The sequence below is a fragment of the Psychrobacter sp. ANT_H3 genome (assembly GCF_027919975.1).
Classification (GTDB): domain Bacteria; phylum Pseudomonadota; class Gammaproteobacteria; order Pseudomonadales; family Moraxellaceae; genus Psychrobacter; species Psychrobacter maritimus.
In genome coordinates this window covers 23,858-37,133 of record NZ_JAQISM010000028.1, presented here as the reverse complement: position 1 = coordinate 37,133, position 13,276 = coordinate 23,858, and the positions used below count along the sequence as shown (strand labels likewise).

Here is a 13,276-nt window from a genome sequence, read left to right as displayed (position 1 = left end):
TAATGATTATATAAAGCTATAGCACTATTATTCATCATAAGGATACCATCATGAATGAATTGGAAATGGAAACCCCTAGCGCCGCGTTAGGGTCTGAAGCAAAACCGAAGTTGGCGTTCATTGACGATGAACAACGTATTTTACGTTCGATGAAACTGCTGTTTCGTAAAACGCATGACGTTTTTATCACCACGGACCCGACTGAGTATATTGACTATATCAAAAACAACCACGTACACGTGGCGGTCAGTGACCAGCGTATGCCTGAGCGCGTTGGTGTCGATATCTTGCGCGAAGTCAAAGAAGTATCGCCGTCTACCATGCGTATCTTATTGACCGGTTACGCTGATTTGAACGCGATTATTGGCTCTATTAACGATGGGGAGATTTATCGTTATTTGACCAAACCTTGTAAATCTGAAGAGCTGCTTGCCGTCGTCGGTCGCGCCACCGAAATCGCTTTGACCTACAACCCAGACGAAGACGCTGAGCAATTTGACAGCTCAGGCAACAAGCAAACGCTATTGGTCATCGATGAAACCAACGATCTGATTGAGCAAATACGTAAGCAGTTTTCTAACAGTTATAGAGTCCTGCATGCTAAAGGCTTAGAAGAGGCTTATGATTATTTGGCGAATGAGGATATTGGTGTTTGTATTACCGACATCAATGTCAGCGGCGAGAACATCGCGCCGATTATCTTTACCTTAAAACAAGATGCGCCGCACTTGGTGGTTTTAGTACAAACTGAATTCCAAGATGCAGGCTTGTTAATTGACTTGATTAATAAAGGTCAGGTCTATCGCTGCTTACCAAAACCAATGCGCGCCAGCTTACTTGAGATTAGCGTCAACCGTGCCTTTCAGCATCATACAAAACTGAAAGCCAGTCCTGAATTGGTTAAGCGCTATGAAGTCGAGCATGACCCTGAAAACGACGTGCGTATCGATTTAAGCAGTCGCGTACGTAGTCTGATTGGCAAATTGCGTAAGCGCTTCTCTTTATAAGCGTAAAAACGACATAAGCACAAAAATTCCTATCGCAAAAAATAAAACCTCTATTTCAAATTGAAGTAGAGGTTTTTTGCTGTACGCTTTTTGACGTGCTTTTTGACACGCTTTTTGACACGCTTTTTGACTAAAGACTGCAACGTGCTACATTAAGCGGATAACTATGTCAGCCTATTTAAAATGCAAGACCATTTAAAACGTACTCTATTTAAAATATCATCTATTTAAAATAACAATGAGATAAGGAATCATCATGCAAGCGGTTTTTTTAGACAAAGGTACTTTTTCTGATAATGTCGACTTGCCAGCACCCGTTGGCGTTACCGACTATATTACTTACGACGATACGCCTCAGGAGCTGATTATTGAGCGCTGTCAAGATGCCGACATTATTTTTACCAATAAAGTCCAAATCAATGCTGACATCATAGCCAATCTGCCCAAGCTTAAGCTTATCCAGCTAACTGCTACTGGTATGAACAACGTCGATCAAGATGCCTGTGCTAAGCACAATATTGCGCTATATAACGTCGCGGGTTACGCGGTCAAAAGCGTGCCCGAGCATACCTTTATGCTGATGCTAACTGCCATGCGTGCCGGCATCCATTATCATGAAAAAGTTGCTGACGGTACGTGGGCAGATAACGGTAATTTCTGCTTGCTCGATATCCCACTGATAGATTTGGAAGATAAGACACTGGGGATTATTGGTGTTGGCACTATTGGTAAACGCGTCACCGACATCGCCCGCGCTTTTGGGATGACGGTATTGTGGGCAGAGCATCAAGGGCGTACGCCGCGTAATGAGGATTATACGGCGTTTGAAGACGTACTGGCGCAGTCTGATGTACTGAGCTTACATTGCCCATTAAACGAGCAAACCAAGCATCTTATTAATGCAGATACTTTAGCAAAAATGGCTAAACAGCCGCTGATTGTGAATGTCGCCCGTGGCGGTATTGTCGATAGCCAAGCGCTAACTAATGCGATTAATAACGAGCAAATAATTGGTTATGCCACCGATGTATTTGAGCAAGAGCCAATTGTCAAAGACGACCCTTTATTGACCCTTGCTGACCATCCACGGGTGATATTTAGTCCACATAACGCGTGGGGCAGTAAAAGCGCGCAAGAAACCTTGTGGCAAATCCTAAGTAAGCAAGTCTCAGAATTTATCGATAAGCATTAAAAGACAATCACTAGGGCGCGTCCTCATTTTAAAAATGGTGATAAAAATGAGATAAATTGTAGCCAAACAAGGAAAATAGTGCAGTTAATATCGGGATATTACCCAGCTATTTGACGAAGTTTGGCAAAATTTAGCCATTTTTAGACCATTTAGATGTCCATCGATTGAATTGAGGACACGCCCTAATAAAGCTTAACGACTAAAGCGTAACCAATCGTCTTTTATGTTACGGTATTTGAGCATCACGCGGTCACTCAGATAATTGTTAGTGACCCGCCAAGGATAAATATCGCCTTGTTTTGGTAGCTCGTGTTGCGCGCGCTGCACATAGCCTGCCGATAGCGCACCCATCACCGTATCTGGCTGAGCATGTGCCTCGCTATGCGCAGTTTTTGCTTGCGGCACTGCCACTTGATAGCGATGCTTATGCATATGGTTGAGCAGCCGCAGCACATATTGACAAGCCAAGTCGATTTTTAGTGTCCACGACGCATTGGTATAGCCAAATAGCGCCACCATATTTGGCACGCCTTCAATCATGACCGCCTTATAAGTCATGCGCGAGCCGATATCGATTGCTTGCCCATCGACATAGACTTTAGCGCCGCCAAGCATTTGCAGCTTTAACCCCGTTGCGGTAACGATGATATCAGCATCTAGGTGTTTGCCCGAGTCAAGCATGATGCCAGTCTTGGTAAAGTGGCTGATTTGATCGGTCACTACGGCAGCTCGTTTGCCATGTAGCGCCATAAATAAATCACTGTCTGGCACGGCACAAAGCCGCTCATCCCAAGGATTATAAGCGGGCATAAAATGCGCAATATCAACCCCGCTGCCTTTTAATTCGGTTTTAACGCCACGTTTTAATAATGCTTTCATCACCTTGGGCGCAAACACAGCCGCTCGATAAGTCCCTTGTTGCATCAACACATTGCGCGTGCGCAGTAGCTTATAAGCTTGCGTTTTCGAGAGTGGCGAAAACTTGCCTGCCAGCCAATCAAGCGCATAATCATCGCCCGGTACACTTGCCACATAGGTCGGCGACCGTTGTAGCATGGTAACGTGCTGCGCGCACTGCTCGCTTTCTTCATCGACCATAGCGGGCAGTAGCGTCATCGCTGTCGCACCACTACCGATTATGACCACTTTTTTATCGTCATAATTCACATTTTGCCAATGCTGCGGATGGACAATAGCACCCTGAAAGTCCTCTTCTTTATCAAAATGAGGCCTGTAACCTTGCTCATAATCATAATAGCCTGTAGCACCGACGACAAACTTTGCCGTTAAGGCAAATACCTCACCGCTTGCAAGATTTTTTACCGTTGCCGTCCACTTCTGACTATGGCTTGACCAAGACAGCTGCTGCACCTCATGCTGATAGCGGATATGTTCAGTGATACCAAACTCGCGCGCCGTATCAGCAATATAGTTTTTAATATCACCGCCTTTTGCCAATACTCGATGGTCCAACCACGGACGAAAGCTATAACCAAAAGTCAAGGCGTCAGAGTCTGAACGAATACCAGGATAAGTAAACAAATCCCACGTACCGCCCAAATCCGCGCGTTTTTCTAATACCACAAAGCGCTGGGTAGTTTTTTGCGGCTTTCTTTTTACTAGCTGTTTTAAGCGACTTCGGCTTTTATGCCCAAACAGCCCTTTGTGCTTTTGCTGCTGCAATCGACTGGCCATGCCGATACCGGCAATCCCAGCGCCGATGATAAGCACCTCACAATCGACGGGCGTATTCAAGGCTGCTGGCGAAGATTTAGATTTAAAGCGCGTTTTAAGTGCCTGTTTGGCGGCAGTCATATCAAGCATAATACAATCCTTGTTTTTGCATGATGGGTTTTAATTTACATGGTGTATTTAAAAGAAATCTATTTAAAAGAGAACGACTTAAAAAGGGCTTGGACTTTCCCAATCCATCCAAGCGCCAAGTGTGGGATGTTTTAGGCGTAATTGCTGGGCATGTAAATTGAGCCGTGGCGCAATCGTTAATGCCGTACCTTCTGCATAAATCGGGTCGCCAATCATCACATGTCCAACGTGCACCATATGTACACGCAGCTGATGACTGCGACCGGTAACGGGCTTTAATAGCACGCGCGTGACGGTTTGCCCGTTGCACTCTTCATGCGCCAGCACCTCATACAGCGTTAATGCATGCTTTGGCCAGTTGGCATCGACGATATGACGCGGCTTAGTTGCAGGCTCATAACGTACTGGCACTGATATCTCACCTTTGGCACCGACGCTTTGCCACTGACCAAAGACACGCGCTTGATAACCTTTTTGCGGCAGCCGCTCAATAAACTGCTTACTAATATGGGTCTGCGCGGCAGCATTTTTGGCAAAAATCAGCAGCCCTGAGGTATCCATGTCTAAGCGATGAATCAACTTAACCGCTGGATTGGCACGCTCAAGCCGTGCCAACAAACTCACCTTGAGCGTTTTACCATCGACGCTTAACAATCCGGCAGGCTTATCGACGACCCAAATATCATCATCTTCATAAACGGTAACGGCTTGCGCAAATTCTCGAAAAAACTCCGGTGGATACGCATTTTCTTCAGCATTCAGGGCGTCTATCTTTTCATCAGTGAAAGGCATAAAATTTAGCTACTTATAGTAATGGGTTCTATATTGATAAGGTTTCGATATTCATAAACGGTCTATGTAAACAAATTACCGATACTAATTAACTTTGAGCAAAATGGGTGGTGAGTGAGCAGTTAAAATAATACTGAATCAGTATTCGACCAGTATTCAAAGCGACGACTGGATTTGCGTTAAAAATGACGATAGCGATGGCAAGTGACAGATAAAACATAACCTGTGTCGTTATGTTTCGATTTATTGTGCTAATAGTAATTGTTAAACAATTTAACCGGCCTGCATCTGTCAACTTTGAGCAAACATGTTAATATAATGGCAGAATTTAACCCCTTCTTAACCATTCTTTAGCCATTCATCTGTTTAATATGACCCTCATATTTATATAGACGGCTGGTAATAGAAATAATAAAACAAGAGAGAAAAACTATGTCAGACCTTATTGTTAACACCACCGATGCAAACTTTGACCAAGATGTCCTACAGTCAGACGTACCAGTTCTAGTAGACTTTTGGGCAACTTGGTGTGGTCCTTGTAAAGCCATTGCGCCTATTTTAGAAGATTTAGCGACTGAGTACCAAGGTAAAGTTAAAATCGTTAAAGTCGACGTCGATAGTAACCCACAAGCGGCCAGCCGTTTTGGTATTCGTAACATTCCTACCCTGTTTGTCTTTAAAGACGGCGAAAAAGTCGATTCAGTGATGGGTCTACAACCAAAAGCCGCATTAGCAGCCGTACTAGATAAGCATCTATAATCGTTTTTAGTAATTGTTTACTAAAAGGTTTTTATATAAAAGCCGACACCGAAAAAGCTATTGTCTACAGCAGATAATGGCTTTTTTGCTGCTTTTCTGAGCAAAAAACGAGATTATGCGAATTTTTTGGCAAAAATTATTGACAATGCCAGCTTGAAGCCCGTATAGTCTGCTGACAAGAGAAAACTAACCATTTTCCTAAGTGTCTTGTCGCTATTCTCCTCGTGTTTATCAACAAAAACACAATCGTCATTATAAAACACCACTACTGAACGCAATGACTAAACACAATTACTGATATTGAGTTTTTGACGCAGACTCTTATGTAGACTTCTTTATCTTTACCTCTTATGAGCGTGCCTGACTTTCTGGCAACGCGTCCATAAGCTGGCACGTAAAATCCAACCTACATAAACCCCAATGCTGTGCATATACCCGCTATCGCCCTATATCCGTTGTTTTAATCAATGTCTTGATTTGTGCTGATAATGGCATCTCTCATCTGATCAACTGCTAATGACCTATCTATGAATCTTACTGAATTAAAGAAAAAAACAATCGCTGAGCTATTGGCCATCGCCAAAGAAATGGGTCTTGATAATATGGCGCGTAGCCGTAAACAAGACATTATCTTTGCGATTTTAAAAACCCATGCCCGTAACGGTGAAGCCATTTATGGTGACGGCGTGCTTGAGGTTCTTCCTGATGGTTTTGGCTTTTTGCGCTCATCTGAAGGCTCTTATTTAGCAGGTCCTGACGATATCTATGTCAGCCCAAGTCAAATCCGTCGCTTTAGCCTCAAAACAGGCGACAGTATCGCGGGCACCATTCGTCCGCCAAAAGACTCTGAGCGTTATTTTGCGCTATTAAAAGTCGGTGAGATTAACTTTGATACGCCAGATCGCTCGCGTCATAAGCTGATTTTTGAGAACTTGACGCCACTATTCCCAACTGAGCAATTAAAGCTCGAGCTTGGTAATGGCACGACTGAAGATTTGACCGGTCGTATCATTGACCTGATTGCTCCAATTGGTAAAGGTCAGCGCTCGATTATCGTTGCACCGCCAAAAGCCGGTAAAACGATGCTGTTACAAACCATTGCGCAGTCAATTACCCGTAATAACCCTGAGTGTTATTTAATCGTGCTCTTGATTGATGAGCGTCCAGAAGAAGTCACTGAGATGGTGCGTACGGTACGCGGTGAAGTGGTTGCTTCTACCTTTGATGAGCCGCCACAGCGTCACGTCCAAGTGGCTGAAATGGTCATCGAAAAAGCCAAGCGTTTGGTTGAGCATAAACAAGACGTGGTCATTTTACTGGATTCTATTACCCGTCTTGCCCGCGCCTATAACACCGTGATTCCATCATCAGGTAAAGTATTGACCGGTGGTCTAGACGCCAATGCCCTTGAGCGTCCAAAACGCTTCTTTGGTGCGGCGCGTAACGTTGAAGAAGGCGGCAGCTTGACCATTATTGCCAGTGCACTTATTGATACGGGTAGTAAAATGGACAGCGTTATCTTTGAAGAGTTCAAAGGAACCGGTAACCAAGAGATTACCCTTGAGCGTGATTTGGCGGAAAAACGCGTCTTCCCAGCCATTAATATCAAAAAATCAGGCACACGTCGCGAAGAGCGCCTGCTTGATGAAGATAAATTGCGTAAGGTTTGGATTTTACGTAAGCTGCTTCAACCAATGGATGGCGTGCAAGCCACTGAGTTCTTGCTAGACCGTCTAAAAGAAGCCAAAACCAACGACGAGTTCTTTGAGCAAATGAAACGTAAATCACAAAACTAATTAATAGTTATTGTTTATTAAATTGATTAGATAGTGAATATGCAAACATAAAGACTGCCTTAGGGTGGTCTTTTTTGCTTTTTAAATGCTCATTTAAAGACTTTTTCCCTATATAGTCGATTCCACTTAAAAAGAATATAGAGCTGTGGAGATAATCCTTAGAAACAGTTAGCGGACTTTCATTATAAATACAATAACTCCAAGCAAAAGCCCTACCAACGATACAGTGAAGCAACATACTTTACAGGCTATTTGCAAAGCTTAGCGTTTCTACTACGCCGCGATAGACATAAACGGGCTACTATGCAAAGTAGTACTAACATCACTAGATACATATTGTATTTTAAACTGTATATTGTATTTTAAATTTGACGACTTAATAGGTGATAATATGAAATTTGCTAAAACTTTTGCAATGACAGCCATTACTAGTTCAGCATTAATCATGACTGGTTGTAATACAGGCCCATACGGTAACGCAAACAACACCGTAAGAGGTGCTACTGCAGGCGCTGCTGCTGGTGCTCTAATCAGAAGTAAAGGCGATAGTAAAGACATCGCACGTGGTGCATTAGCGGGTGCTGCTCTTGGTGGCGCTGGTGGTTATATCTACGACCAAACCAAATAATATATTTTAGATAGCTATCAACAGACAGTTATCAAAATAAAAAGCCTGCAATTAAATTGCAGGCTTTTTTATGTTTATTTATTAAGCAATGAAGGAATGAAGCAATACTTTTATAATGCCTCACTATTCATCATACTCTACTACTTATAGTGCCCCACTAAAAGTATCGCAAGATTGAATATTGCCACTCTCTAAACCACGGGTAAACCACTGAACGCGCTGTTGACTGGTACCATGAGTGAAATTATCAGGTACGACTGCCCCACCACTGGCACGCGCCAAGCGATCATCACCGATTTGACCGGCGGCATTGATGGCTTCATCGATATCACCGGCTTCTAAAAACTGCACGCGCTCTTGATTACGCTGTGCCCAAACGCCCGCAAAACAATCCGCCTGTAGCTCTTGTAATACCGACAGCTTATTGGCCTGTGCGCGCGTAACTTGACGACCGGCTTCATTTACTTGTTGGGTAATACCGAGCAAGGTCTGTACATGATGACCAACCTCATGAGAGATCACATACGCTTGGGCAAAATCTCCGGCTTTACCTTGGTTTTCGCTATCACCTGAGCCTTGCTCATCGCCTGTAATACCTAAGTTTTGGCGCATCTCTACAAAAAACGACGTATCCAAATAAACCGTTTGATCACCCGGGCAATAAAAAGGTCCGGTTGCTGCACTGGCGCTGCCACAAGCGGAGCTGACTTGCCCATTAAATAGAATCAAGGACGGTTCTTTATAAGTGCTGCCGGCCTCATTGAATATCTGATGCCAAACTTCTTCCGTATCCGCCAAGACTACTTTGACAAACCTTGTATCACGGTCGTCACTGGTCGCAGGCTCAGTAGAGGTATTGCTGCCACCACCTGCAACCACTTGACCGGTCTGTAGTGCAGTCATTGGGTTGACCCCAAACACCAACCATAAGATACCGGCGATGATGATACCGCCGATACCGCCACCGATCATCTTGCCGCCACCACTGCTTGTGCGCACATTAGAGCTGCCGCGTCTGCCTTGCCATTTCATAAAATCTCTCCTAAAAAATACCATAGTCATCGCTATGCGTATCGTCGTTAGTCCTGTTATATAGTTATGGATATTTAATAATTTTAAGCTCAGTCCCTTGATTGCCTATTTTATTTAGCGGCTTTTCATTTTTCATTTAGCCATTAACCGTAAAAAACGAGGTCAAACAACGCTTCTTATGCTGCTATTGTTTTGTTGCTAAGACTTCGTTTCTTACTACTTTTATAGACGGTTTTTATTGATAGCTTTTACGAATACTACCGCTATTTATACCCTGCTAATATTCATCATTCAATGGCTATATTTGATGATAATTGTACTGACAATAGGCCATAAATGGGTATAAACTAGCACCTTAGTCATGAGAGAAAACCTTTTATAGGGAAACCCTTAAATCGTACTGATGTCATTGATTATACGTCGATTAATTTGGCTTGTTGTATTAAAAGTTATATTAAGTAGACCATGTAAACCCCTATTTACAATTTTATTGTTACTTAATTGTACAAGCTCTTTCCATGCAGAAAGAAATCATATAGAATGCGTGGAAGCTGAGTAGCTGCGATTAATACTAGTTGAATTCTGAGACATCTCGGATATTCAACCTTTTTTGCTGCTACTGATCATTTCATTTTCCCGGAGAAAACCTTATGAACTTAAAATTACTTGCTCTAGCTGGTATCATGACTGCAACTATGGGCCTTACTGCCTGTGACAGCAACAAAGAAAACGCTGCTGAAGATTTATCTGACGCACAAGAAGAAGTGCAAGATGCTTCTGAACAGTTAGACCAAGCTGCTGCTGAAGGCGAAGCTGTTCCTGCTGATGCAGAAGCTGCTGTTGCTGACGCTGAAGCTGACATCGCTGATGCACAAGCTGCTACTGCTACTGACGAAATCGATGCTGAAGTACCTGTAGACGGTACTACTACTAGCGTTGACGTAGCTAGCGAAACTCCTGCAGTAGACGCAGCTGACGAAGTTGTAGTTGAAGAACCAGCTCAGTAATTTTTATTTTTCATAATAAAAATACTGTAGTAAAAAAAAGAGAGCTTATGCTCTCTTTTTTTATGTCTGTTATTTAGGATTTTATTAGCGCTTCAAAGGTTAGGTAGAAAATGCGTTAGGCTATGGCGCTAAATAACACTGACTACCCTATCTTGTAAATCATTTGCTTGATAAATCTAAAAAGCCAATAGAATGACTTTCATCATCGCTATTGGCTCAACAGAGTAACTTATTACCAAGTCTTACTCATCAAATAAACGTTCATCAACCTGCTGACGAAATTTTTGACCGGTTTTAAAGGTAACCACACGGCGCGCAGACACCGCAACAGGCTCACCTGTCTTTGGATTACGACCGGGACGGCTATTTTTATCTTTCAGCTCGAAGTTGCCAAAGCCTGAAAGCTTGACCTCTTTGCCATCAATTAAACTCTCTGACAATTCATCGAAAAAGTTCTCCACCAAACAGCGGCCTTCTTGGCGTGTCAGGTTAAGATGACTCATCAAATGCTCAATCATGTCAGATTTGGTTAAGGTGCTCACAGTACGACTCCTATGCTATGTCGTGATGTCGAATATCATGGTTTAGCGGTATGAGGATTAATGTTAGCTATTATAAAGGTTTTTTGCCGTCATTTTAATAAAGTCTGCAATAAAATCCTTTATTAATAACCACTTAACTTAATTTATGCCTAAAACTTTCTATCAGCTAATCTTTTTCATCAATAGCAAAGCGCCATAGCCTCGCTTATGAGGAGGCTATGGAGGATTTTATATTTTTAGGATTAGATATTAGCTGTCACGCAACTGAGCAGCGTGCTGTTCGGTTAGGGCTTGCACTACCTTATCGGTCGCTGTCTTTACCGCTTCATCAGAGAGTGTCTGTGTTCTGTCTTGCCATATCAGCGCAAAAGCCAATGAGCGTTGACCCGCTGGCACTTTATCACCTTGATACACATCAAATAGCCACATATCTGTCAATAGCTCACCGGCTGCCGCGCGTATCGTCGCCTCTAACGTCTGTAAGCTAATATCGCTATCGACTAAGATGGCAATATCACGGCGTACTTGCGGGAATTTGCTTGGAGTGGTGATGGCATGCTGTTCACGTACAAGGGTTAATAATGGCGCAAGTGATAATTGGGCCACCCATGTAGCTGGCAAATCCAATTGTTTAGCGGTATTAGGATGTAATTGACCCAACCAACCGACATACTGATCATCGATATAGAGTTTGGCACTTTGACCCGGATGTAAGAAAGCTAGCTCACTACGCTCATAGCGGATACGCGCATTATCTACTTGCGCAGGTAATAACTGCTCAATATCATGCTTCAAATCATAAAAGTCTAATGCCCGGTTTTGATACGCTTGCTCGTCCCAAACATCGCCGACTGCGACCAATGCAATACTTGGCGTTTGTACCAACTCGCTAATACTTTGACCGACAAAACTGAGACCGGTTTCAAAGAATCGCACGCGCGGCTGCTGACGATTGAGGTTATATTGCACACAAGGCAATAAGCTTGACAGCAAAGTACGGCGCATTACCGCTAAGTCGCTAGAGATAGGATTGGCCAGTGCCAACACTTCACCTAGCGCTTTATCATCGAGCAGGGCTTCTATTTTTGCATCACTAAAGCTAAAGCTAATCGCTTCCATATAGCCATTATCGACCAGTGCCAGCTTCATTTGATGCGTTAAGTCTGCGGTATCGTCATAATCCATGCTGACTTGCAGATGCGGCAGGACACTTGGAATATTATCATAGCCGTAAATACGCGCAATTTCTTCGATGAGGTCTTCTTTAATGCTCATATCAAAGCGATACGATGGCGGCGTGCAAATCAGGCTATCTGCTTGCTGCGCTACCTCAAAGCCTAATTGATTCAAGATACGTACCATCACTGCTGGTTCAATCTCAATACCAATGACATCACGTACTTTAGTGAGTGGCAACATAATAGGCGCACGTGCCGGTAGATGCTCACTGTTTTCCACTTTTACTATTTGCCCGGCTTGACCGCCAGTAACGCTAGTAATCAAATCACAAGCGCGTGCCAGTGCTAGCTCTGGCAATTCAAAATCGACACCACGCTCGAAACGTTGTGAGGCATCAGTATGCAGACCAAAACGGCGTGCACGTGCAGCAATAGCAAGCTGGTTAAAGAAGGCGCTCTCTAAGACGATATTGGTGGTGCTATCAGTCACACTACTGCGTTGACCGCCCATGATACCCGCGAGCGCAAGTGCGCCTTTATCATCAGCAATGACCAATTCATCACCGGTTAAGGTAATGGTTTGCTCATTTAATAAGGTAATGGTCTCGCTAGGCTCTGCCAAACGTACAACGATATCACCAACAATGGTATCGGCATCAAACGCATGTAGCGGCTGACCCAATTCCATCAACACATAGTTTGTCACATCAACCAAAAAGTTATGCGAGCGTAATCCTGACTGGACGAGCGCATCTTGCATCCACTTTGGGGTGTCGATGCTACGATCAATATTACTGATTGATTGTAAAAGATAGCGTGGGCACGCCTCAACCGCACTTACTGTCACCGCTGGCGTTGCGCTGTTATCAGTAGTTGCTACATTGGCAGGAATCTCAGGCTGCTGCATCGGCAAATCGTTAATCACTGATATCTCGCGCGCGATACCGCGTACGCTAAAGCAATCTCCGCGATTTGGGGTGATAGAGATATCTAGTATCTGATTGTCTAAACCTAAATACTCACGGATATCCATGCCAATCGGTGCATCAGCTGGCAATTCAAGCAGACCATCGATGCTATCGGTTAAATCAATTTCAGACGCGCCGCAAAGCATACCTTTAGAGTCGACACCGCGTAGGTTACCGTTGTTAATTTCAAAACCTGCACCATTATCAGAAGGCAAAATGGCACCAACGGTCGCAACGGGTGCTTTCATACCGACCGTTACATTGGGTGCACCGCAAACGATTTGTAACGGTTCAGATGCACCAATATTAACCTGCGTAACGCGCAGTTTATCGGCATCTGGATGCTGCTCGACACTGATAACTTCACCAACAACCACACCACTAAAGGCACGGGCAACCGCAAAGCGATCATCAATCTCAAGCCCTGCCATGGTGAGTTGTTCGGCCAATTGCTCACTGCTATTGTTGGGATTTACCCATTGACGTAGCCACTGTTCGCTAATTTTCATAAATATCTCGGATCAGAATTTTATAATAAAGATTTTGAATTA

12 protein-coding genes are annotated in these 13,276 nt (G+C 43.7%); 6 read left to right on the top strand and 6 right to left on the bottom strand.

Annotated elements, in window-relative coordinates:
* The first annotated feature begins 50 nt into the window (after positions 1–50).
* Complete coding sequence (locus PG901_RS12610) at positions 51–1,007, top strand: response regulator (RefSeq protein WP_201629318.1); 957 nt, start codon at positions 51–53, stop codon at positions 1,005–1,007.
* A 256-nt stretch (positions 1,008–1,263) separates the two neighbouring features.
* Positions 1,264–2,199, top strand: coding sequence for a D-2-hydroxyacid dehydrogenase (locus tag PG901_RS12605; RefSeq protein WP_271134632.1), 936 nt, complete (start codon positions 1,264–1,266; stop codon positions 2,197–2,199).
* 192 nt (positions 2,200–2,391) lie between these two features.
* Here the strand turns inward: PG901_RS12605 and PG901_RS12600 are convergent, their stop codons facing one another.
* The 3 genes from PG901_RS12600 to PG901_RS12590 all read right to left on the bottom strand — a co-directional run bounded on the left by PG901_RS12600 (position 2,392) and on the right by PG901_RS12590 (position 5,035).
* Positions 2,392–4,023 carry a flavin-containing monooxygenase gene (locus PG901_RS12600; protein WP_271134631.1) on the bottom strand — a complete coding sequence of 544 codons (1,632 nt, stop codon included), beginning with the start codon at positions 4,021–4,023 and terminating at the stop codon, positions 2,392–2,394.
* Positions 4,024–4,101: 78 nt separating this feature from the next.
* Positions 4,102–4,815: an RluA family pseudouridine synthase gene (locus tag PG901_RS12595; protein ID WP_271134630.1), complete on the bottom strand. Its 714-nt coding sequence runs from the start codon at positions 4,813–4,815 to the stop codon at positions 4,102–4,104.
* A gap of 88 nt (positions 4,816–4,903) precedes the next feature.
* Complete coding sequence (locus PG901_RS12590; protein WP_271134629.1) at positions 4,904–5,035, bottom strand: hypothetical protein; 132 nt, start codon at positions 5,033–5,035, stop codon at positions 4,904–4,906.
* A gap of 212 nt (positions 5,036–5,247) precedes the next feature.
* Here PG901_RS12590 and trxA point away from each other — a divergent pair, with 212 nt between their 5' ends.
* The 3 genes from trxA to PG901_RS12575 all read left to right on the top strand — a co-directional run bounded on the left by trxA (position 5,248) and on the right by PG901_RS12575 (position 7,998).
* Positions 5,248–5,574, top strand: a complete 327-nt coding sequence (trxA, locus tag PG901_RS12585) for a thioredoxin (RefSeq protein WP_149490841.1) — start codon at positions 5,248–5,250, stop codon at positions 5,572–5,574.
* A gap of 527 nt (positions 5,575–6,101) precedes the next feature.
* Entirely contained in the window at positions 6,102–7,370 is a 1,269-nt protein-coding gene (rho, locus tag PG901_RS12580; protein WP_149490840.1) for a transcription termination factor Rho, read from the top strand.
* Positions 7,371–7,761: 391 nt separating this feature from the next.
* Complete coding sequence (locus PG901_RS12575; protein ID WP_201563623.1) at positions 7,762–7,998, top strand: hypothetical protein; 237 nt, start codon at positions 7,762–7,764, stop codon at positions 7,996–7,998.
* Positions 7,999–8,142: 144 nt separating this feature from the next.
* On the opposite strand, the gene ypfJ is transcribed toward PG901_RS12575, so the two are convergent.
* Positions 8,143–9,030, bottom strand: a complete 888-nt coding sequence (gene ypfJ, locus PG901_RS12570; protein WP_271134628.1) for a KPN_02809 family neutral zinc metallopeptidase — start codon at positions 9,028–9,030, stop codon at positions 8,143–8,145.
* Between the two features lie 650 nt (positions 9,031–9,680).
* Between ypfJ and PG901_RS12565 the strand changes: the two genes are divergently transcribed.
* Positions 9,681–10,037 (top strand): hypothetical protein, encoded by a 357-nt coding sequence (locus tag PG901_RS12565; RefSeq protein ID WP_271134627.1) that lies wholly within the window; start codon positions 9,681–9,683, stop codon positions 10,035–10,037.
* Between the two features lie 242 nt (positions 10,038–10,279).
* Here PG901_RS12565 and PG901_RS12560 read toward each other — a convergent pair whose 3' ends face one another.
* Both PG901_RS12560 and pheT read right to left on the bottom strand, forming a co-directional pair.
* Entirely contained in the window at positions 10,280–10,579 is a 300-nt protein-coding gene (locus PG901_RS12560) for an integration host factor subunit alpha (protein WP_079692789.1), read from the bottom strand.
* A 249-nt stretch (positions 10,580–10,828) separates the two neighbouring features.
* Complete coding sequence (pheT, locus tag PG901_RS12555; RefSeq protein ID WP_271134626.1) at positions 10,829–13,234, bottom strand: phenylalanine--tRNA ligase subunit beta; 2,406 nt, start codon at positions 13,232–13,234, stop codon at positions 10,829–10,831.
* Positions 13,235–13,276: the final 42 nt, after the last annotated feature.

Excerpts from the sequence above, each read along its gene's own strand:
- PG901_RS12610 (WP_201629318.1), top strand. The coding sequence starts at position 51 with ATGAATGAATTGGAAATGGAAACCCCTAGCGCCGCGTTAGGGTCTGAA.
- PG901_RS12605 (WP_271134632.1), top strand. The coding sequence starts at position 1,264 with ATGCAAGCGGTTTTTTTAGACAAAGGTACTTTTTCTGATAATGTCGAC.
- PG901_RS12600 (WP_271134631.1), bottom strand. The coding sequence starts at position 4,023 with ATGCTTGATATGACTGCCGCCAAACAGGCACTTAAAACGCGCTTTAAA.
- PG901_RS12595 (WP_271134630.1), bottom strand. The coding sequence starts at position 4,815 with ATGCCTTTCACTGATGAAAAGATAGACGCCCTGAATGCTGAAGAAAAT.
- PG901_RS12590 (WP_271134629.1), bottom strand. The coding sequence starts at position 5,035 with ATGTTTTATCTGTCACTTGCCATCGCTATCGTCATTTTTAACGCAAAT.
- trxA (WP_149490841.1), top strand. The coding sequence starts at position 5,248 with ATGTCAGACCTTATTGTTAACACCACCGATGCAAACTTTGACCAAGAT.
- rho (WP_149490840.1), top strand. The coding sequence starts at position 6,102 with ATGAATCTTACTGAATTAAAGAAAAAAACAATCGCTGAGCTATTGGCC.
- PG901_RS12575 (WP_201563623.1), top strand. The coding sequence starts at position 7,762 with ATGAAATTTGCTAAAACTTTTGCAATGACAGCCATTACTAGTTCAGCA.
- ypfJ (WP_271134628.1), bottom strand. The coding sequence starts at position 9,030 with ATGAAATGGCAAGGCAGACGCGGCAGCTCTAATGTGCGCACAAGCAGT.
- PG901_RS12565 (WP_271134627.1), top strand. The coding sequence starts at position 9,681 with ATGAACTTAAAATTACTTGCTCTAGCTGGTATCATGACTGCAACTATG.
- pheT (WP_271134626.1), bottom strand. The coding sequence starts at position 13,234 with ATGAAAATTAGCGAACAGTGGCTACGTCAATGGGTAAATCCCAACAAT.